The following is a 21,383-nucleotide window of genomic DNA, read 5'->3' as shown; positions in this document are numbered from 1 at the left end:
GCTCAAGGGCCGTCTTCGCGGCGGACAGCTGTCCAAGGCCCGACGCGGAGAGCTGATCCAGCCGTTGCCGATCGGTCTCGTCTACGACCTGTCCGACAGGGTCGTCCTCGACCCGGACACCGCCATCGTGATGGCCATCACCCAGGTCTTCGAACGGTTCGACGCCGCGGGCTCGGCCACCGGAGTGGTCAAGTCCCTCAACCACGACAGGCTGCAGCTTCCCCGCCGCCTGGCCTCCGGACCCGACAAGGGCACCGTCGTCTGGGCGCCGATCGCGCACTCCCGGGTGCTGCAGATCCTGCACAACCCCCGCTATGCCGGTGCCTTCGTCTATGGCCGCCACGGTCACAAACCCGGCGCGAGCGGCAAGGTGGGACCCCAACTTCTGCCCCGGGAGGAGTGGTTTGCCCTGTTCCCGGGCGCCCACGTCGGATACATCAGCTTTGAGAAGTACGAAGCCAACCAGGCCAGGCTGACCGCGAACTGCACCGCTCACGGACAAGAACGCGAGGCGGGGCCGCCCCGGGAAGGCCCGGCCCTGCTGCAGGGCGCGGTGGTCTGCGGGATCTGCAGCAATCGCATGACCGTGCGCTACCACCAGCACAAACACGGCCTCGAACCCGAGTACACCTGCCAGGCCAAGGGCATCGAATACGGCCGGGCGATCTGCCAGCGGATCCCCGGCACCGGCATTGACACCGCGGTCGGCCGTCTCCTGGTCGAGGCCCTCACGCCGCTGGCGATCGAGGCTGCCCTCGCGGTCGCTGCCGAACTCGCCACCCGGGCCGCCGAAGCCGACCGGCTGCGGCAGAGTGGCGTGGAACGCGCCCGCTACCAGGCCGATCTCGCCCGCCGCCGCTACCTCGCCGTCGACCCGCACAACCGCCTCGTCACACAGAGCCTGGAAGCCGACTGGAACACCGCCCTGCGCGCGCTGAACGAGGCGACCGACGCCTACGAGCAGGCCAAAACCGCAGGCAGTACTCCCCTCGATGACGCCCAACGCGCCCGGATCACCGCACTGGCCAGCGACTTCCCGGCGCTGTGGAACAACCCGGCCACCCCGATGCGCGAACGCAAGCGGCTGGCCCGCCTGCTGATCACCGACGTCACTCTGATCCGTGACGACGACCAGATCATCGCGCACGTCAGGCTCCGCGGCGGCCAGGCTCACACCCTGACGATGCCGGTCCCGCTCACCACGTGGCATATCCGCCAGACGCCGTCCACGGTCGTCACCGCAGTCGACCAGCTCCTGGACGAGCACACCGACGGACAGATCGCCGCGATCCTCACCGCCAAGGGACACCTCAGCGGCACCGGCCAACCCCTCCAGGCCCGGATGATCCAGTACATCCGCCGGGCCTACGACCTGCGCAGCCACCCCCAACGGCTCGCCGACCAAGGCATGGTCAGCCTGCGTGAGATCGCCCGCCGCCTCGGTGTCTGCCTGAGCACCGTCCAGAACTGGCGCAACCGCGGCCTGCTGACCGGCCAAATCGCCAATGACAAGGGCGAGTACCTCTACTATCCGCCCCCACCCGACCTCGAACGGCCTCGCATCGGCCGACCACCGAGGACCACAACAACCCTCGAATCAACCGGAAGAGGCGCAGTATGAAGCACGAGGTTTGGCCTGCGGCTTCGCCGCCCGGGCCGGATCGACCAGTGCCCCGTAGTGAGTGGCCAGTTCCGCATAAGCCTTGTTGATCTTCGGGTCGTAGAGGTCGGGCTTGTCGACTCCGGTCTTGAGGTTGTCCGGGACGAGCCGGCGCGGGACGCCGCCGAAGTAGCGGAAGGCCGCGACGTGCGCTTCTGTCCATGCATGCTGGTCCAGGTGCAGCACCGGCCGGACGAACATGTGCCGCGAACACGGCAGGACCATCACGAACGCCCAGACCCGGTGGCGTTTGCCGGACCGCGGATCGATCCACTGCCCGAGGAAGCCGTAGTCGATCTGAGCCTCCGATCCGGGCTCGATCTCGTCGCGCAACACGGTGACCTGCGACTTCGCCACCTCGTCCGGCAGCGTCGCGTGCACTCAGCGACGGAACGAGGAGATCGACACCTGCAGCTTGTGCTCGTCACGCAGCCGCTGGTGGATCGTCGAGACGGTCATCGTCCCGAGCAAGCTCTTGGTGTAGTCGCGGTGCTGGTCGATGTCCGGCCAGGTCACCTGCCTGAGCCGTCTGTCGATGAGCCCGGGGGAACCACTCCTTGATCAGCTTTGACAGTCGGCCTCGCTCATCGGCGGCCCTCCCGGGCTGATCCCGGCCGCTTCCGCCGGGGCCAGGTACTTTCTGACCGTCTTGCGGTCCACCCCCAGCGACGCGGCCAGCTCGCTCTTCGAGCGGCCCGCGTACCAGTGGACGTAGATCTCGGTGATGTCGACCACGACGAACGTTCTCCTCGCCATCCGGGCTGCCCATCGGCCATCCGAACCACGGGACGAGGAACATGAGCAGCTCCGCGACGACCAGGTCCCTCGATCCTGACCTCCGCGCTACCCATGTCCAATTAGGAGAATTCCGGATGGGGAATTACATGACGCTCAAACCGCCCAATCTGGGGAAAAACTGGCTCTGTCGGGGATCTTGTGATGCTCCTTCAAGGGCAGGGACGGCGAGTCACTTCGCAGCCCGTTCTGCCGACGCTGACTCAAGGCGGAGAAGTTCTTCGGCGGAACAGTCAGAATCAGGGTCTTCTACCAGGCAGAGACTGAGTCCTCGCTCGTCCCGCCGAACCAGAGCCGACAAAAGGCAGGAGTCCTTCGGATAGTCGATGCTCAGGGAGATGGTGTCGCCGCTGGTGAGCGCGTCGTCAGCGAAGGAGGAACCCGCGTCGTTCGGCGAGCTGAAGAAGCTCCAGCGCCCGGTTGCAGCGTCCGGGCACGATGTGCCTCCCAACATCGCACTGTTCAGGCTTTCCCCCGTCATACCGCGGTCCGCCCGCAAGCGAAGAAGAGCGCCACCCTGACTACTCCACTCGCCCACAATCGCCGACTGATCAATGCGAGCCGCGTCTCCACCTGCATCAGCGCAAGCAACGCAGGCCCACGCCAACGCGGCGACCAGAGCCGACCACCGTCTCACTGAAGCGCTCATCCACATCTCACCCCACACCCGAATGAACGCGTTCAGAATAGACGGCAGGTTCAGACAATCTCACAGCGGGAGGTCGCTGTCGCAAGGTCAAGGGCCCAGCAGTACGCGTTGGCGTAGGAGGTCGAGGTTGGCTCGGCCGTAGGCCATGCGCTTGATGAGCTTGACCCGGGTGACGTGGCCCTCGACCTGCCCGGAGCCCCATGAGGTGGAGAGGCCGGCGGTGACGGCGTCGAAGTCTCGTCGCAGGCCGCTGACCAGGGAGTGCAAGGCCGGGAGGTCGTCGGCAAGGACACGGTCCACCCAGTCGGGGAGTTGGTCTCCTCGGAGGTGGTGGAGCATCTCAGCGAAGTCATGGACGTGCCGTGTGACGGCGTCCAGGTGAGGGCAGGCCATGCGGATCTCCTTCAACTCCGCGGCGTCGGCGATAAGGTGCTGCGGGTTCGTCATGATCCAGCGGACGATGCGCCGGGGCCTCGGCGCCGGCCTGGACTGCGGCCGGGACACCGGCTGCCGCTTCCGTCCTGGCTGGCGGGCAGGCCGGAAAGCGCGGAACTACCGGCGCAGACACTGGACGCTCCCGGTAAATCCGCGCTCGCGCAGTTCGCGGTGGAGCTGGGGAAGGCCGTGACAGCCCTCCAGCCAGCGGGCATGGAGATAGGGCTTGTGCTCGTCCAATACGGACAGTCGTCCGATGGCTTTGACCAGCAGTTCGTCGAGGCTGCCGGCTCGGGTGAAGCGACGGATGGTGGAGTGGTCCAGCCGCAGCGTCCGGCCGATCGCTGCCAGCGACTTCCCCTCGGCCAGCAGCGCCTGGACCGCCGCGTATCTCTCTGTCGTGCGGGCCACCAGACGCCGGGGCTGGCCCATGACGTCGAGCGTGCCGTCCGGCGGGACGAACGGCACGGCCACCGCCTCAGACGGCTCCGGCGTGGCCAGTTCCCTCGCGGTCGCATCCGCCATGACCTGGGTCGCCGCGAACGCGGCCCGGATGCACCCATGGTGGGAACCGACCGTCTTCTCCACCGCATCCGCGACGTTCCGCCACAGATGCCACGCGTCGGCGACCTGCATCGCCTGCGGGGCATCGCTTCGGGCTCCCTCCGCGTAGGCGCCCGCGCGGTCCCGGCAGATCACCTCCACCTCCGGGTGGCGGCGCAGCCATGCGGCCAGCGGCTCAGCGTCCCGGCCGGGCAGGACGTCGACCGGGCGGCGGGCTTCCAGATCAACCAGGATCGTCGCGTAGGAGTCGCCCTTGCGCAGAGCGAAGTCGTCCACTCCCAGGAATCTGACGGTGCCGACCGGTGGCTGCGGAACCGAGCGGAGCAGGTCCAGCAGCGCGTCCTTGGCGATACGGATCCCAAGGGCCGCGGCCAGACGGGCGCCGGGACGGCCCGCTAGGCACAGAGCGATCGAGGTGAGCATCGACCGCAGTACCTGCGTCTGCCGAGCATGCGGCCTGGTCAGCCCCTCGATCTGCTCGGCGAACGTCACGGCCGGACACCGGCTACTCAGACACTTGAACCGGCGCATGGTCAACTCGATGACTACCGGCCTGCCGGCCACGGGCGCGTCGCCGAGCCGGCGGACATACCGGCCGTGCACCCGCCACGACGGCATACCGCATCCCGGGCATCTCACCGAAGACGTCTGACACCCCGCGCGAAACGTGATAGCCCCGGCTGTTCGCTTGATCGACTCGATGACAACACCGGACAGATGCGGCAACAATCGCCCCAACACCCCTGAACCGCACACCCGGAGACTGCCCAGCTCAGCCCTGCGACATCACAAGATCCCCGACAGAGCCGAAAAACTTGATCGTCGACACCAGACCATTCCGGCCTCCGGCAAGACGAGCAGGGTCTTGCGCCGCTCCTCCAGTTCACCCGCCCGTAGCGCCTTTCGCTGCTGGTGGACCCAGCGCCTGCCGCTCACTCCCTCGCCGCCCTCTACGAGGTCGTTCAGGTCTGGCAGGCCCGCGTCTCCTCCGTCCCGGCGGTCGACGCGTTCCTCGCTTCCGACCAGGACGACTCACGGTTCGTGAACCTGGAGGAGATCCGGAGAAGGCGCCGGTGAGCGAACATCAGCCGTACGCGCCGCCTGTCGCCTCCGGCCGCGAAGGTGCTCGATGCCCTGCCCGAGCACGCGGAGCAGATGGTCTGGGACGTCCTGGACGCCGCGGCCGGGAACCCGTGGGGCTTCCCGCAGTGGGACGCCGGCGGACCCGCTACGCGGTGCGCTCGGGGAGTGGAGGGCACGGTCAACGAATTCGCACACGGCCACGGCATGCGCCGCTGCCGCTGCCGCTACCGAGGACAGGGAAAGGCCCCGACCGAGGAAGCCCTATGCCCCGACGGTCGCCTGCCTTCCAGAACTACCTCGATCAGCGCGATATCCCCCGGCCGAAGTCCTGGCGAACCATGGGCAGCTGACCTCGGCAACCCCAAGATCGCCGACAGAGTCACGCTCAGCGGCCCACTGCAGTTTCCCGGTCGACGCGTGACAGCTTCTCGGGGTTGCGGACGGCGTAGAGCCCGGTGATGAGGCCGCCCTCGAGGCGTACCGCCAGGACGGTGTCGATCTTGCCGCCCGTGCGCAGGATCAGTGCCGGGTGGCCGTTGACCTGTGCCGGCTGCAAGTTCGCGGACGTGAGTCTGCTCAGCACGATGGCCACCGCTTCGGCGCCCACGATGGGCTCCAGTGCGGCCCGCACGACTCCGCCGCCGTCGGTCAGCAGCACGACGTCCGGCGCGATCATGTCGAGCAGGCGCTGCAAGTCGCCTGTTTCGACGGCCTGTTGGAAAGCCGCGAGCGCATTGCGCGTCTGGGCCGGGGAGATGACCTCGCGCGGCCGGCGTGCCGCGACGTGGGCCCGTGCGCGGTGGGCGATCTGACGGACCGCGGCGGGGGTCTTGTCGACGGCCTGCGCGATCTCGTCGTACCCAAGATCGAAGACGTCGCGCAGCACGAACACGGCCCGCTCGGTCGGCGCGAGCGTCTCCAGCACGAGCAGCATCGCCATGGAGACGCTGTCGGCCAGCTCGATGTCCCCGGCGACATCGGGCGCGGTCAGCAGGGGCTCGGGCAGCCAGGGGCCGACGTAGGACTCCTTGCGCCGACGCAGCGTACGCAGCCGGGTCAACGCCTGGCGCGTGGTGATGCGGACCAGGAAGGCGCGCGGGTCCCGCACCGTGTCGTGGTCGACGTCCGCCCAGCGCAGCCAGGTCTCTTGAAGGACGTCCTCTGCGTCGGCGGCGGAGCCGAGCATCTCGTAGGCAACGGTGAACAACAGGTTGCGATGAGCGACGAACGCCTCGGTGGCGGAGTCCGTCCACCCGGCGCGAGGGCCGTGCCCGCTCACGCCGGTCGCTCGCTCGGTGTGCTCGTCCATCGTCGGCTCCTGCCTGTTGCGTCTCTTGTCCGTGTCGCGCACAAGACGCCGCCCCTCACGCTGTTGTGACACAGAACCTCGGTGGCCCTCATCACACAGCCGGACTGTCACAAGGCCGTGGCGACCGGCGCCTTGTGTGCGTCAGGACACTGCGCGGATGATCCGCGCGGCACGATTCCACAAGCGAGGACGTTGTGATGGAACCCCGTATGAACCTGTTCGCCCACGAGATCGGCGCCAAGATCGGCAAGCGGATCTTCGCCGTCAGCCAGGTGATCCAGGAGTCGCCACTGCCCAAGCCGACCCAGGAGTTGGTGCAGCTGCGCGCCAGCCAGATCAACGGCTGCGGTTTCTGTGTCGACATCCACACCAAGGACGCCGCAGTCGCCGGTGAGACCTCGGCCCGGCTGAACCTGGTCACCGTCTGGCGCCACTCCACCGTGTTCACCGAGGCCGAGCGGGCCGCGCTGGCCCTCACCGAGGAGGGCACGCGCATCATCGACGGCTATGAGGGTGTCTCCGAGGAGGCCTGGGCCCAAGTGCGCAAGCACTACGACGACGACCAGGTCATCGCGCTGGTTTCCCTGATCGCCATGATCAACGCGACCAACCGGCTCGGCGTGATCCTCAACAACCAGGGCGGCGCCTACGAACCCGGCAATCTCACCACCATCGCCGTCTGATCACCCTCGACGCAGCTGGTCCGGCCCTCGATCGTTCGATCAGGGCCGGCTCCGGGCTTGCTGACACGCGGCCTCGCCGACTGCATACACTCCGCCATCGCCCGCGCCGCCAGGCCCACCGCCAGCGGCACGGGCCGGATCATGCTGTAGGGCAGAGGAGGAATTAGCCCTGCACGAGGGGCAACCTACGGCTTCAGACTTCCACTGGTGCGGAGTGGCCGGTACGTCCGGTTCCGAGGCTGCGCCGGGATGTCGGCGGCGCGGGGGGGCTGGCCTCCGACGGCGCCGCGGGCCCGTAGCTCGCCAAGGTCGGGCAGGGCGGATGCCCGGCAGCGAGCCGTGCAGATCGGCCTGGGCGGCGCGGATGCCCGGGGCGGGAGCCTCGGGACCGGCGCCGAGCGTGCGGCGGGTAGTCACACCGGTCATCGTAGGGCGAGTACGGTACCGGTAGTTTGGTTGTGGGGCCTGGCTATGGGCTGGTGATCGCCTTTGGCGGCCGGGCTTCGGGGTGCAGGCCTGGGCCGCATCCCGGGCAGATCCGCATAGCGGTCCCAGGTCCTGGGCTCCACGCCGGCCAGCACCGCGGCCTCGTTGCGGTCCAGGAGGTCATCCGGGCTGTCCTGCGAGGGGAGCGCCGGGACCGGGCGCCCCTGTCTGTAGGCCTTGACCTGCTCGCCGTCCCACAACAGCACCCGAGCACGCGGGGAACTGATCGGCGCAGGGTGCCCTGGAACCCGGTGCAGTCTCTGTTTGGAGAACGCGTTCGGCGTCTTGCCTGCCTACGCGGCATGATCGGCCAGCCGTCCGCGATGGTCATCGCCTTTCCGACGGCGGCCTTGGCGCCGGATTCCTCCCACCCGCCGGAGTCGTGCCGGCTGCCCGGCAGCGGTCGGCCGACCACGACGACCAGGCGGCTGTCGGCGTCGATAACGACCTGGTGCCCCGTGGAATAGCGGTAGTTCTTCGATTGCTCGGCGATGGTGTGGTCACGGGTGGGCACCAGGGTTCCGTCCACGATCAGCACGGTGTCCTTGCGGAACCGCTTGCGCGGCTGCAAGGCAAGAAGGGGGCCGAGGTGGGCGATGACCCGGTCCGCCGCGGACTTCGATATGCCGAACAGGAGAGCGATCTGGCACATCGTCAAGTTCGTGCGCCGGTACGCCGCGTCCAGCAGTACCCGGTCCCCCAGTGGTAGCCCCAACGGCCGCCCGCGCTGCACCACAGCAGAAGTCTCACGGCGAACCGCGGTCACCAACTTGCCGAAGCAACGTGGGCTCAGCCCGGTGAACGGGCCTGTCCAAGACGGCTCCGAAGCCGTGAATTACACCAGCCACATCCAGATCATCTCACCCGTGACCAGTGCTTACGGGACAAGCTGCAATCCGTCCCGTAAATGATCTCCGATTCGTTTAGTTCAGAGAAGGCGAGCAGCACATCGTCTGGCGCCGGATCGCGACATCCTCACCGTCCCCCGACCCCCGACCCCCGGGGATCTTCGGTCACTTTCACGCGTGAATCGAACCTTGACGCAGGTAAACTGAAGGCTCAGTTTCCCACTGTGGACGAAACCCACACGGTCACATCCAATGCGACACGGAAAGGCGCCAACCCCTGAACCACTCGATGCTCTTTCCTTCCCGGGTGCCGGTATTCCACCTCCAGTCCTCCCTCTTCTGCCAGAGCAATCACCACATACCAGTCATTACCCGGATCGCGCGACTGTACCGTAATGAATGAATTATCCGGAAAATGAAGATCGGCAATCATGTCAAATAGTAGATCCTCAGACATACCATCGAAGATTACCCCACCCTCAGACTCGACGAAATATGAGGCATCACTCGCCGGCATCGCTACTCCTGATAGACGTCACGGACCTCATCTTACCCGCCGTCGCGATCAGTAAAAAATTGACCGCCGGTCACGTACTGCAGATCCTTTTGCCATGACTGTCCCGGCTTAACCGAACCTCGATGAGGCTCTAGATTCAGTGGTCCGGGATGCCGTGAGGTCATATACCACTCAACATCATAAGCATCCTTCCATGAATCATAGTTCTTAACTATTTGCATACGAGTGCCATTCTCGTACTCGCTGTTCTTGTACCTGCCGACAGGGTCCTTCGATATGCCCCACTTAAGGAGCTTGCCTGTGCGAGGTTGAACAAGAGCGTAGAGCGAGGTTTGACCCCTGTCAGGAAGACGCCCAGAGATGGGTTTTTCGGTTTTGGGGAATCCACGAAAGCGGGTTGTACTTGACTTACCTGCGCCGCCAGCTCTGGCTCCAAAGATTGCAGCCAGTGCACCAGGAACTTGATACCAGTCGCTACCAGTATCGTAGCCCTTACCAGCAACCCACTTATCGTAGTCCTCGCCGTAAGTGCAGTTGTCTACGTCTCGGCAGTCACTGTCGACGAGTGCGCCAAAGTATTCGGACGTGTGGACGAGGTTGCTGAAGAGGCCCAGAAGGAATGTGTCTCCTGCTTTGGCATCCGCAGGTCCGGGGCGGGCGGACTGCGCCGGCACACAGATCTTTCCAGTCCAGTCGCAAGAGAATTTCGGACTGCCACCTGATCCTCCGGTGCGCCCGGAGGAGGCGGTGGGAGCGGTCCCCCCGCCCCCGCCCCCGCCCCCGCCGCCACCGCCACCGCCGTATCCGCTTCCGCCATTAGCTTCATGGCCGTCGTTCCCATGCTTGGGGCAGGCAGGGTCGCTGCCGCCACACTTCAAGCCAAGGCCACTTGGGTCAGCGTTGGTCAGCGGGTTTTGCGCTCCGTAGCTGTAACCGTTGAGGGTCTGATGGATCTCGGTTTGCAGGAGCGGGTCGACGCTCATGAACTGCCCGGTGCCCGGGTCGTATTCGCGGGCGCCGACGTGGGTCAGGCCCGTTGCGGTGTCTGCCGGTTTGCCGAGGAAGGCCTTGTCGTCGGGCCAGTTGGTGGTTTTCTCGCCGCGGGGGGCGCCGAAGGGGGTGGTGTGGCGCTTGGTGGTGGCGTAGGTGGTGGCGTCCAGGGCGAGGCTAGCTGTGCCGTGGTGGTCGGTGGCCAGGAAGCTGAGCTTCGTTCCTGTTGTGCCGGCCGTCGCCGTGCGGATGGCGATGGTCTGGCCGTTGGCCGTGTAGTAGCGGTTGCCGGAGAGGGCCTTGGCGGTGCCCTTCACCGTGAGGCGGACTTCAGTTGCCCCGAGGTAAAGGACGGTATCGCCGTCGCCCTTGGCGCGGCGGATGAGGAGTTCGCCGCCCGCGTCGTACAGGTAGTCCGTCTGGGCCGGGCCCTCTGTCGTCCGGGCGAGTTTGCCCTCGGTGTTCCAGGCGAGGGTCTGCTGGGCGCTGCCGTCGGGGCGGGAGGTGGTATTGCCGGTCTTGTCGTAGGTGTAGGTCTGAGTCTTTCCGCCCGTCTCAGTCTTGACCAGCGGGTGCGGCTGGTTCAGGTCGGTGCGGTAGGTGTAATCGGTGGTCTTGTCGCCGGAACTGGCGTGCTGGGTCTCGGTTTTTCGCTGGCCAGCCTGGTTGTAGGTGTAGCTGGTCCAGTACGGGGCCGCGCCGTCGATGTTGGAGGCGGTGCGGCCCGCGTTCGCACAGTCGGCGGTCTTGGGGGTCCAGGCTTCGGTGAGGCGGCGGTGGCCGTCATAGGCGAAGCACTGATAGTCGGACTTGGCAGTGCCGCCCTGGGTGGTGGCATCGAAGACGGAAGTAACGTTGCCGGCGTCGTCCTGGGTGTACTTCAGTTCCTGCGGCATGTAGCCGTGGACGTCGTCGGTGACGTAGGAGCGGGTCAGGCGGCGGGTGCCCGCTTCGTAGTCGTAGTTGAGGTAGGCCTTCTTTGCCGTGCTGGCATCGCTCATGCCCAGTGTCTGTTGTCGCAGGTCGCCTTGCGGGGAGTACACGGCGTTCTGGAGATAGCCGTTGGTGCCCACTGACTTGAGCTGCTGGCCGGTGGCGTTGTACGTGTATCCGATCGTCTCTGCGGCCAGGCCTGCCACCGCGGGCTGGGAGGCCTGGCTGATGGTGCCGTCCAGGCGGTAGCCGGTGGTGAAGGAGAATGTCTTGGGTACGCCCGCCTTTACGAGCGGGTCGTCTTCGGGCAGTGTCAGCTGGCTGCCCATGGCCTGGTAGAGGCTGTCGTACTGGGTGACCTTCTGGGTGTATGCCTTGCCGGTCGCCCCGCCGTCGTAGCGGACGGCCGTGTCCTGTTGTCCCTTGGCGAGGGAATCGAAGGTCCAGGCAGCGAGCTTGTTGGCATCGGTCTTGTCGGTCTGCCACAGGCCGGTCTTGCGGTTCAGGTCGTCGTACCCGGTGAGGAGCTTGTTGTCTTCCTCGTCCGTGGTAGTGGTGGGCCGGTCGAGAGGGTCGTAGGTGGTGCGGGTCGTGCCCTTGTCCGGGTCGTTCGCAGCGACCTGGCGGCCGAACAGGTCGTAGGTGTAGGACCACTTGGCGTCGTCAGGACCGGTGAGGGTCTTCTGCTGGCCTGAGGGGGTGTAGGTGTAGTCGGTGGTGGTGAAGTCGGTGCCGGTGGGCTGCGGGCCGCCGTATTCGCGGCGCTGTGTCAGCTGGCCCAGGGCGTTGGTGACTTGGGCGGTGGCCTGGCCGCCGGTGGGGGCGCTGGTGGTCACCGTGTCGCCGGTGTAGGTGCTGTGGGTGGTCCAGCGGGTGACGCCGTAGTTCTTGGTGACCGCCTTGGTGGCGCGGCCCGCGCCGTCGTAGACGGTGTCGGTCTGGATGGGGGCCTGGCTGCCCTCGGTCTGTACGACGGTGGCGGACGGCGGGGAGGTGTTGTCCCAGACGTCGCCCTGCGCGCTGACGGCCAGGCCGCGGTCGTCGTAGAGCGTCAGCGACACGAGCCGGCCGCCGACCGGGCTGGGGGTCTGGGTCTGGCGGGTGCGCAGCAGGGAGTCGTAGAACTCGTAGGTGGTGTTGTAGCCGGAGCCGTCGCCCTTGAGTGTGCCGGTGGACACCCAGGAGAGGTCCTTGCTGGTGACCTTGTAGTCGTAGATGTAGTTGGGGGTCTTGTTCAGTGCCTTGGAGCGGTTGGGCAGCCAGACCTTGGTGACACGGCCCAGGCTGTCGTAGTCGGTCTCGGTGACCTTGTTGTTGGGGTCGGTGATCTTCACCGGCGCGCCGGTCGCGAAGTCGACGGTGGTGGTGGCCTTGTGCTGCTTGGCGTTGGTGACGGTGCTGGAGGTCAGCGGGCCGGCGGCGGTCGGCGTGTAGGTGGTGGTCGCGGTGGTCAGGTCGTTGGTGTCCTGGACCACCAGCGGGCGGCCGAGGGTGTCGTAGCTGGTGGTGGCGGTCTTTTGCCAGGTGGGGGCGTTATCGGTGGTGTAGGCCTTGGCGCGGCCGGTCCAGGTGGCCTCGCCCTGGGTCGGCTTCTGGGTGGCTGACCAGGTGGTGGCCTGCGGGTTGTCGTACACGGTTGCCGTGTCGGTGATCACGTCGCCGGGTTTGTCGGAGTCGGCCGGCAGGTCCAGGTTCGCGTCGGTGACGGCGCAGGTCTTGGCGACGGTGCGGGTGCGGGACACCAGCGAGTTGATGCTGACGCCTTTGTCGTCGTTGCGGGCGTACCAGGTGCGGGTGCAGGTTTCGTCGCCCGGGATGGCGTCGTCGCCGTTGTCCTCGACGGTTTCGGCCATGCCGTAGTCGTCGTAGGTGGTCTTGGTGGTGCGGATCCGGTCACGGGGCGTCGCGGTGCTCGTGATGTTGGCTCGGGCGTGGCTGCTGGCGGTGCGGACGTAGTAAGCCTCGGTGTCCGCGTACGACTTGTGCTGGATGGCCGTCCGCTTCGACCAGGGGTCGTTGATGGTGCCGGAGACCTCCGCATCACCGTTGTAGGTGACGCTCTCGCGGGTGAAGCCGGCGTACTGGTCGGAGTCGGTGATGTCGGCGGCCTTGATGCCGGTCACCTTGACGCTCTTGCGTTTGTCCGGGTCGGGTGTCTTGCCGTCCGTGCCGAGGACGCGGTCGCCGTGCATGCCGCGCAGGTAGACGCTGACTTCTTTGAGCTGGGCGCTGTCTTTGTCACCGGTGAGGTGGGTGACCTTGCCGTAGCCGCGCCAGATCGACCAGGTGCGTTCCTTGGCGGGGGTCATCGGGTCGTCGTTGTAGTGCCAGGCGCCGCCGCCGGAGTACTGGTAGGTGTGCTGGACGGCTTCCGATCCGCCTCGTGGATCGGTGGTGGAGACCGCGGTGACCGGGTACTTGTGGAACCAGTCCAGGATCGGAGTCTTCTCGCCGTTGGGCGACCAGTACACCGGGTAGCAGCGCCGGGTGTTCTCGTCCACCTTGGGCATGGTCTGCCCGGCCACGCAGTCCGCTGTGGCGTAGGAGACGATCGTCTGTGCGCCGGCTTCGGAGGTGACCGTACGCAGACGGGGCTTGTCCAGGGACAGGATGTCATCGCTCGCGCCGTCGACCCGGTTGGGCAGGAAGACGTGGGTGAACTTCACCGGGTCCAGGGCGAGGTCGGTGCCGCGCTTTCCGGTGTGCTTGATCTCGTCCAGCCAGAGGGACTGGTCGGTGGTGTCGCCGGTGTCGCCCGGGTCGAGGTAGAGCTGCTTGAGCTCCCAGGCATCCACCGTGGCGTAGGCGGGAGTCGCTGCGGCTGCGTTCCAGGCGTAGGTGGTGATGCCGGTCATGCGTTTGCGGGTGAAGAAGGAGGGGCCGGTGTTGCCGGTGCACTTGTCGCCGTCCTTGCAGACGGTGTCGTAGGGCACGTCGGGCCAGTTGTCTCGCTTGTCCTCAGTCAGCGCGTCACAGCCGGTGCCGGTGGCCAGGCAGCGCTCGGCGTAGGTGAAGGTGACCTTGTTGGAGGCAGCCGGCTTGGCGGAGAACAGGGCGTTTGTGCGCTGGCCGTAGCGGATTTCCTTGAGGTAGCCGCCGCGGGTGTAGTCGGTGCCGGTGGTGTCGTCGCCGAGCTTGTCGTAGTTGTTGTGCTCGGCTGCGTACCAGTACGTCATGGCGTTGGCGTGGGTGTCCTGGACCAGGTCGAGGTTCCACCGCCAGGCCTGCTTCTTGTCCCGGCCGGAGAAGGACGAGCCGTCCTTGTAACCAGGTTCGCCCTCGTCGTCGCCGAAGACCGGCACCGTCCACACCGACTCGGTGCGCTCATCGGCGCCTGCGCCTTCCAGCTTGTTCATGCCGAAGGTGTAGGTGGTGCCCTCCCCGGTGGTGACGGTCCAGTACTCGCCGTCGTCGTCGCCGTTGTCGGCGCCGGTGTGGCGGGTGACGGTGGAGGCGTCATCGTTCTTCAGGCGCCACGTGCCGCTGGTGTCGTCCTTGACCAGCTCGGTGGCCTGGCCGTTGAGGACCAGGGAGGCGTTGTCGTACTTCCAGCACAGGTCGTACTTCTTGTCCTGGCCGTCATCCTCACAGGAGCCGTACTTGCGCTCGATGTAGGAGGAGGTGAGGTCGAAGCCCTCGCCGATGGCGGTGCCCTGGTTGTTGGTGGAGGCGGTGCGCCCGTCCACGCTGCCGGAGTCGTAGGAGATCGACAGGTCCGGCTTCGGGCCCGCCGCGGCGGGCGGCGTACGCAGGGGATAGGACCAGGTGAAGGATCCCGAGGAGCCGCCGGCCTCCCAGGTGGAGGAGGAGGCCAGCGGGGTGGCCTTGTAGTCACCGGAGCCGGACTTGGTTCCTGCCGCCAGGGCCAGCACCATCGTCCGCTCTCCGGCCGCGCCGCTCTTGGCCGTGGCGGGGAAGGTGAGCGGTGCGGTGAGCTGCTCGTCCTTGCGGTGGTTGGTGAATTCCAGCGGAGTGCGGGTGCGGCAAGCGGCCTTGGCCGGGGCGTTCAGGGCGCAGTCGGGCAGGCGCAGTAGCTGCAGGCGGCCGGCCCAGTCACCGCCGTAAGCGGCGGCGAAGGCCTTGTAGCTCAGCCCGAGTTGCGCCGCGCCCCCGTTTTTGGGGCCGGTGACGGTGAGCGCGATGCCCTTGATGCCGAGCTTCTTGGCTGCCTGCTGGTCCAGAACACGGACCTGGACCGTGCCGGCGGCTGGTATCCGCTTGTTGTTCTTGGTCTGCTGGGGTGCGGCGAGGGTGAGCGGCAGGGCCCCGGGGTTCGCCTTCGCTTTCCCTGATGCGGGCAGGGTCAGGGTGGCTTTGCCGCTTTTGGGCCAGGCGACGGTGCGGCGCTGTTCGGCGCGGGCGCGCTGGGCCGCGGCTTTGTCTGCCGCGGCGGACTTCGCCACTGCCTTCGCCGTCTTCTTGTTCACCTTCGCGCTGAACGGGGTGACCTTGGATGCGCGCGGTGCGTCCAGTTTGGGTCTGCCCAGCGGGTCGGTGCCGGCGGCGGACGCGACCGGGCTCAGCAGGCCCGGCAGCAGGGCGAAGCCGGTCACCGCCGCGATCCGCCGCGTCCGAAGCGCAGCCGGGGTCCGGGGTCGCGCGGGTCTGTGGGGGCCGCGCGTCCAGGGCAGGCCGAGGGCAGGCAGGTTCATCACGCATCTCCTTGCGTGCGGCCACCCGTGGTCCGGTGGCCGCACGCCGTCGAAAGAAGGTCAGCAAGAAGGCAGGAGGAAGAGCAGCAAGGGGCTCAGCGAGCGTCTAGGGCGAGAGCTCGGCGATCTGGCTGCTCACCTGTCCCCAGGTCATGGCCCCGGTCCACACGCGCAACTTCGCCAGGTCACCGGGCAGGTAGTGCCCGGTTGTGCCCTTCGCTGATCCGCGGCCCGCCGAGAGGGTGGTGCCGCCCTGTTGCGGTGTGCCGAGCCCGGGGTCTTCTTCGCCTTGCTGGACGAACGGGCCGACATACAGCTGGGCGCGGCCGAACTGCTGCTCGCCTTGGTCATCGGTGAAGTCCGCACCGGCGTCGAAAACACCCGTCACGTCCACCCAGGTATCCCATTCCGTGTCGCCGACCGGCTCCTGGGCCGGGGCGAGCGCGGAGTCGATCACCTTGCCGTTCGCGTCCACGGCGGTGCGGCCGAACGTCCACAGGTAATTGTTGTCGGCCACCTTCTCCACCCACAGCGCCCAGGACGATTCCTTGCCCACCGGTGTGGACTGGCCGGCGACCAAGCCGCGGTAGCCGACCGGTTTGGCCGCCAGCAGCGCCTTGTTCAGCCGTACCCGTGCGGAGACCGTGAACGAGCCGGTCTCATCGACCACCGGGCCATCGCCCGAGGCGTAGCCAGAGGTGCCGTTCAGCACCAGGGCTGTCGCGTCCTCACCGCTCAAACTGGCCCCCGAGCCCGACAGGACCAGGCCGCCGCGGCGGTAGGGGAAGGTGGTGCTGGCCGGATCGTCGGGATCTTCCGGGCTCTCGGTGACCTGGTTGCCGGAGGAGATGGTGGCATCCCAGTGGGCGACCAGCTCGTTGGCCGGCAGGCCCGCGTTCTCCAGCTGGCCTTCCTCGCGAATGAGTTCGGGGGACAGGGCGTCTTGCCAGGTGGCGATCTCATCGATGCGGCCGTGGAAGTACTCGCCGTAACTGCCGCCGACCTTGGAGCGGCCGACCATCAGGTTCCGGTCCGCCGTCCACGGCTCGTACGAGGTTGCCTCATCCGCCAGGACCACCGGGGCACCCTGGGGCCGCCCGTTGACGTAGAGCTGGATGGTGTCGTTCCTCTTGTCACCGTCCTTTTGGGCATTGAAGACCGCGGCCAGGTGGGTCCATACCTTCAGCGGGGGGTTGGCCGTATCGGCCATGGAGCGGATGTAGGTGGGGCCGTTCTTGTCCTGGTCGGTGCGGTTGAACACCCACCTTTTGTGCGTGGCCGAGTAGTAGAGGGTGAACGCCGAGCCCTGCTCCCCCGGGGCTGCCAGCACGGTGCGGTTGGCGGAGGCATCGGTGAGGTAGGCCCAGGCCGACACGGTGAAGGAGTCCTGCGAGTTGACCGGCACCCCGTCGGTCGAGGCGTAGCCGACCTGCTGGTCGGGCTCGCTAAGGTTGTCATTCAGACGCAGCGCATAGTCTCCTGCGCCGCGCCGGCCCATGGTCGACCAGCCGGTGCCCGCCTCGTCACGCAAGACCACATCGTGGCGGGCGCCGGTTTCACCGGTGTCCTTGGCAGTCATCAGGGCAGAGCCCGGGGCGCCGTCGTCGAAGCGCCAGCGTCCGGTCGACCCGGCGGCGAGGCCGGCCTTGAAAGTGAATTCGGCCGGCGGCCCCCAGCGTTTGCGGCCGTCCTTGTCCAGCTTCAGGTCACTGGCCTCCACCGCGAGGGTCTGGGCTCCCGGCAGTCCGGGCTTGACGTTGTTCACGGTCACCGAGGCGTTGGTCGTGACCGCGTTCACCGTCTTCGTCGCGTCCGCGTCCGAGGTCAGCAGCCGCCACCGGTAGGCCTTCACGTCCTTGTCGGCCGCGTTCGGTTTGAAGGTGAAACTGCCCGGCTGGCCCGGTCCGCCATGAGGCGCGCAGGCGTTGGCCGTGCATTCGGTGTAGGGAGCGCCAGTGATAATGGTCGGCGGCTTGGGCGCGGTGGAGTCGATGCGCAGGTAACACCAGGACGAGTACGGCGAGAACAGGTCCCCGTCTCTGCCGTTGTACTTCCAGTGCGACTGAGTGCGGGCCTTGAACCGGTACAGACCGCCGTCTGCGCGCTTGGATGTGGTCGTCTTCTCCAGTGTGCCGTCCGGGTGCCAGCCAGAGTCCGGTTCATACTCGGTCCATACCTGCGACCAGCTGCCCGATGTGGTGTCGGTGCTGGAGCGCTGCATGACGAACTCGGCCTGCAGGGAGCCCTCTTCTTCCCCTTGGTGCTGCTCGACCTTGGTCTGCACCCGGGCCTGCACGGTCGGAGTCTCCGTCGTCACCGTCAGCGGCGACGAGGAGGGACGACAGTGCGCCTTGGTGCCCGTGCCCGGGATCGCGCCGACCGAGGTGGGCACACCAGGCTTGTGGACGTACCAGACCTTGAGTTCGGCATTGGAGTCGAACCGCTTCCATGCCCGCGGCTCGCCCTCGTCCTTGGCGCGCAGCATCAGCGTCAGCCGCGGGAACTTGCCGTCCGCGAGCGCCCGCACCGTGGAGGTGAGGTTCTCGTCCTGCTCATCCGGGTTGTCGTTGAACTCCACCCAGGAGTTGGGCTGGTCGGGACTGCACAGATCCCCGCGGCCTGCGGAGATGTAGCGGTCGCCCATCTGGTTCAGCTGCTTGGGACCTGGCCAGCGGGTGCCTTCGGAAATGTTGTCGGTGCGCTCCAGGTCAACCCAGTGCGGGGTGCAGTTGAACGACCACGTCTCATAGGCGCGAAACGTCGCGTCCAGGACATGCTTGCCGGACAGCTCGGAGGCACCGAACTCGAAGTACATACGGTCCGTGTAGCCGCTGGTGCTGCAGTAGTAGCCGTCCGCGATGCCACAGCGGCCCACGCCCTTGGGCTCGCTGAACTTCCAGAACTTGTCACCGTCCGAGGACAGCTTCGTCCACTCCGATTTGCCCAGCCCCACCGCGGGGTCGATGTAGACCGGATAGACCGTGTCCTTACCGCGCAGCAGATCCAGGTCGGGGGCGACGGAGACCGCACCGGCACCGACCGTGACGGGGAGCTCAGCGCTAGCGTCGCCCTCGCCGGGCTGGACCGGGCTCTGGGTGGCCTCTTGTTCGGGCTGCGGAGCGGGGGCCTGTTCGAGCCGGGCCGCCGCAGTCTTCTTCGCCAAGCGGGACTGCGCCTGCGGTGTCTGGGCGGCGTTGCCGGCGGAGTCCCACATCTGGCCGGCAGGCCCGCGGAAAACAGCGTTGCCGTCGCCGTCCACGGCGCGCAGACCACCCCCTTCGCCGGGGGTCAGACTCAGCCCCTCCCCCCGGGCCGTGAGCCTGATCTTCTCCAGTTCGGGGCTGGCCGCCGCCTCCGCGGTCTTGACGGCCAGCACCTCGCGGTAGCCCTCGGCTGTCGCTGTCAGCTGCAGATCCACGCCCTTGATCGGCACATCCGCGTACGTGGCGGTCGCACCGTCAAGCGACGGCGTGGGCAAAGCGGTGGGCCAGCCCAATCGCAGCCCCTGGCCCTCGTGGCCCAGCCGCAGCATCTGTGCACCACTGCCGCCGCCGGAGAAGGAAAGGTCCACCACGGCCGCCTTCGGCCCGACCCTCCCATCGGAGCGCTTCTCCAGCGTGACGTCGATGCCCCGCCAGCCGCCCTCCGCGGTCCGGGCACGCTGGGGCTCGGTTGCCTGGGTAATGACGAACGTGCCATCCGGATTCGCCAGCGTCGTCGTGTACTCGGTGCGCTCGGAGGTCACCTCGACCGGCTCCCCCGACGCCACCGCCCGCTCGGACGCGGACTGTTCACTCAGCCCGCCGACCGGGGCCTTCGCAAGCGCAGGGCCAGCGGCCCCATGCGCCACGGAAGGCAGCAACGACAGCAGCATCGCCGCTGTCACCGTCCCGATCACACCACGTGTTCGTCTTCGTGCACCGGCATCACGGTGCCCCCGCTCCAGCCCCACAGTCCCCACCCCAGAGTCACAAGTCCTCCACAGACCGTGTGAGTCAACGCCCTACAGTTCCCGACGTCAATGTGAATTGGAACACAATTCGCGGTCCCGGCGCGGCTGCGAGCAGGCAAAATAGCCATAGGCGACCGACTTACACCCTGTAGACGGTGAGGCGTGAGCGCCACTCAGCGTAACCAGCTGGAAGCGAGGACCACGCACAATTCGCCAACCCTGGCGGTCGATCGAACAAGGGATCGCACAGTGGGCACGTGCGAAATTCACGGGCATTGCTGGCCGTTCCTGGACGCAGAGCCGCCAGAACAGCAACCCGACACATGGTCTGCACCAATCAGAACTGGCCATCCCCAAGACCCGCCTGCAGAGTGATCACCCAACGTGAGGACCCACGCCACCTCAGCCCTTCAGCACAACCACCCTGACGCAGACCAACAAAAACTCCTCGTCAGACCAGGCCCCTGAACCGCGAGCACCCTCTCCCCTGATCGCCACACAGCAGCGCCGACGCGCCCGCAACCACGCTGCCCCAGAGCTAGTGTCCTGCGCCGGAGATCCGTCGGCAGAAGCGGGCGAGTGAGTCGAGGATCTCCTGGGCTGTTTTGGTCCAGATGAAGGGCTTGGGGTCTTGGTTCCAGTCTTTGACCCAGGCCCGGATGTCGGCTTCCAAGTTCTGGATGTTCTTGTGTGCGCCGCGGCGGATCATCTGGTGGGCCAGGTAGCCGAACCAGCGCTCGACCTGGTTGATCCAGGAGGAACCGGTCGGCGTGAAGTGCAGCTCGAAGCGCGGGTGTCTGGCCAGCCAGGCCTTGACCGCAGGGGTTTTGTAGGTGCCGTAGTTGTCCACGATCAGATGGACTTGCAGGGCGGGCACTTCCTTGTCGATCCGGATCAGGAACTTCTTGAACTCCGCGGCCCGGTGCCGGCGGTGCAGGGAGGTGATGACTTCACCGGTGGCGACATCGAACGCGGCGAACAAGGTGGTCAGGCCGTTGCGCACGTAGTCGTGAGTGCGCCGCTCGGGCATGCCCGGCATCATCGGCAGCACCGGCTGAGACCGGTCCAAGGCCTGGATCTGCGACTTCTCATCCACCGACAGCACCACCGCACCCTCGGGCGGGTTGAAATACAGACCCACCACGTCGTAGACCTTCTCCACGAACAGCGGGTCCGTCGACAGCCTGAAGGTGTCCGCCAGGTGCGGCTTGCGCTGGAACTGCCGCCAGATCCGGCCCACGCTCGACTTCGACAGGCCGCTGTGCCGAGCCATCGACGTACGCGACCAGTGGGTGGCGTTCTCCGGCAGCGGTTCCATGGTGCTGACCACGACTGCTTCGACCTGGTCGACGCTGATGGTGGGCGGCCGGCCGGGCCGGAGCTCGTCGACCAGGCCATCCAGCCGCTCGGCGAGAAACCGTCGCCGCCATTTACGGACCGTGTCCGCGCTCGCCTGCAGATCCCGGGCGACCACGACAATCGGCGGCACCTCAGGTCCCGCACACGCCAGCACAATCCGAGCGCGTAAGGCCAGGGCCTGGTTGCCCGACGCGTCCACCGCTCCAACTGCGCCTGTTCTTCAGCGGACAGCAGGAGCGGTTCCAGCTTGGGGCCCCGACGAGGAACTGACGCACCAGCAGCAGAAGTCATGTACCAACTAACGACCAACTACTGACGCAGGACACTACTGAGTTTTTCGTTAGTTCTGTGGTGTTTCGGGATGGATTATCACTCCGGTGTGGGTGAGGAAGGACCACGGGAGTTGCTCATTGGAGCAGATCCGGTGGATGCCGCGTTCGGCCGCGTCGGCGACATCGGCAAGGTGGT

The 21,383-nt window shown here is 66.8% G+C and carries 12 protein-coding genes and 2 pseudogenes; 3 read left to right on the top strand and 11 right to left on the bottom strand.

What is annotated here, in order from left to right; translation table 11 throughout:
- On the top strand, nt 1-1,621 hold a 1,621-nt coding region (locus tag ACWDVB_RS38480; RefSeq protein ID WP_451519794.1), incomplete at its 5' end, for a recombinase family protein.
- Here ACWDVB_RS38480 and ACWDVB_RS38475 read toward each other — a convergent pair.
- From ACWDVB_RS38475 to ACWDVB_RS38455, 5 genes are all read right to left on the bottom strand, one after another.
- The gene (locus tag ACWDVB_RS38475) at nt 1,598-2,041 is read right to left on the bottom strand and encodes a DDE-type integrase/transposase/recombinase (RefSeq protein WP_451519793.1); all 444 of its coding nucleotides are present in this window, start codon (nt 2,039-2,041) and stop codon (nt 1,598-1,600) included. The genes ACWDVB_RS38480 and ACWDVB_RS38475 overlap by 24 nt on opposite strands.
- Nucleotides 2,042-2,176 (bottom strand): hypothetical protein, encoded by a 135-nt coding sequence (locus ACWDVB_RS38470; protein WP_451519792.1) that lies wholly within the window; start codon nt 2,174-2,176, stop codon nt 2,042-2,044.
- A 45-nt stretch (nt 2,177-2,221) separates the two neighbouring features.
- Entirely contained in the window at nt 2,222-2,395 is a 174-nt protein-coding gene (locus ACWDVB_RS38465) for a hypothetical protein (protein ID WP_451519791.1), read from the bottom strand.
- Nucleotides 2,396-3,191: 796 nt separating this feature from the next.
- Nucleotides 3,192-3,551 carry a transposase gene (locus tag ACWDVB_RS38460; protein ID WP_451519790.1) on the bottom strand — a complete coding sequence of 120 codons (360 nt, stop codon included), beginning with the start codon at nt 3,549-3,551 and terminating at the stop codon, nt 3,192-3,194.
- Between the two features lie 105 nt (nt 3,552-3,656).
- Nucleotides 3,657-4,844, bottom strand: a complete 1,188-nt coding sequence (locus ACWDVB_RS38455) for an ISL3 family transposase (protein WP_451519789.1) — start codon at nt 4,842-4,844, stop codon at nt 3,657-3,659.
- 171 nt (nt 4,845-5,015) lie between these two features.
- On the opposite strand from ACWDVB_RS38455, the gene ACWDVB_RS38450 reads away from it, so the two are divergent.
- Nucleotides 5,016-5,180 (top strand): hypothetical protein, encoded by a 165-nt coding sequence (locus tag ACWDVB_RS38450; protein WP_451519795.1) that lies wholly within the window; start codon nt 5,016-5,018, stop codon nt 5,178-5,180.
- Nucleotides 5,181-5,571: 391 nt separating this feature from the next.
- Here the strand turns inward: ACWDVB_RS38450 and ACWDVB_RS38445 are convergent, their stop codons facing one another.
- Nucleotides 5,572-6,495: an RNA polymerase sigma-70 factor gene (locus ACWDVB_RS38445; RefSeq protein WP_451519788.1), complete on the bottom strand. Its 924-nt coding sequence runs from the start codon at nt 6,493-6,495 to the stop codon at nt 5,572-5,574.
- A 197-nt stretch (nt 6,496-6,692) separates the two neighbouring features.
- On the opposite strand from ACWDVB_RS38445, the gene ACWDVB_RS38440 reads away from it, so the two are divergent.
- Nucleotides 6,693-7,178 carry a carboxymuconolactone decarboxylase family protein gene (locus tag ACWDVB_RS38440; protein WP_451519787.1) on the top strand — a complete coding sequence of 162 codons (486 nt, stop codon included), beginning with the start codon at nt 6,693-6,695 and terminating at the stop codon, nt 7,176-7,178.
- 748 nt (nt 7,179-7,926) lie between these two features.
- On the opposite strand, the pseudogene ACWDVB_RS38435 reads toward ACWDVB_RS38440, so the two are convergent.
- The 5 genes and pseudogenes from ACWDVB_RS38435 to ACWDVB_RS38415 all read right to left on the bottom strand — a co-directional run.
- Nucleotides 7,927-8,512: pseudogene (locus tag ACWDVB_RS38435) on the bottom strand (transposase family protein); the annotation flags it as partial.
- Nucleotides 8,513-8,723: 211 nt separating this feature from the next.
- Nucleotides 8,724-9,029: a hypothetical protein gene (locus ACWDVB_RS38430; protein WP_451519786.1), complete on the bottom strand. Its 306-nt coding sequence runs from the start codon at nt 9,027-9,029 to the stop codon at nt 8,724-8,726.
- A 32-nt stretch (nt 9,030-9,061) separates the two neighbouring features.
- Nucleotides 9,062-15,604 (bottom strand): RHS repeat-associated core domain-containing protein, encoded by a 6,543-nt coding sequence (locus ACWDVB_RS38425; RefSeq protein ID WP_451519785.1) that lies wholly within the window; start codon nt 15,602-15,604, stop codon nt 9,062-9,064.
- Nucleotides 15,605-15,710: 106 nt separating this feature from the next.
- Nucleotides 15,711-19,478, bottom strand: a complete 3,768-nt coding sequence (locus ACWDVB_RS38420; protein WP_451519988.1) for a LamG-like jellyroll fold domain-containing protein — start codon at nt 19,476-19,478, stop codon at nt 15,711-15,713.
- Nucleotides 19,479-20,094: 616 nt separating this feature from the next.
- Nucleotides 20,095-21,206, bottom strand: a pseudogene (locus tag ACWDVB_RS38415) (IS630 family transposase).
- Nucleotides 21,207-21,383 lie beyond the last annotated feature (177 nt).

Source organism: Streptomyces sp. NPDC003379 (assembly GCF_053589195.1).
The sequence above is the reverse complement of the archived record's forward strand: the minus strand, read 5'-3'. Positions and strand labels throughout refer to the sequence as shown.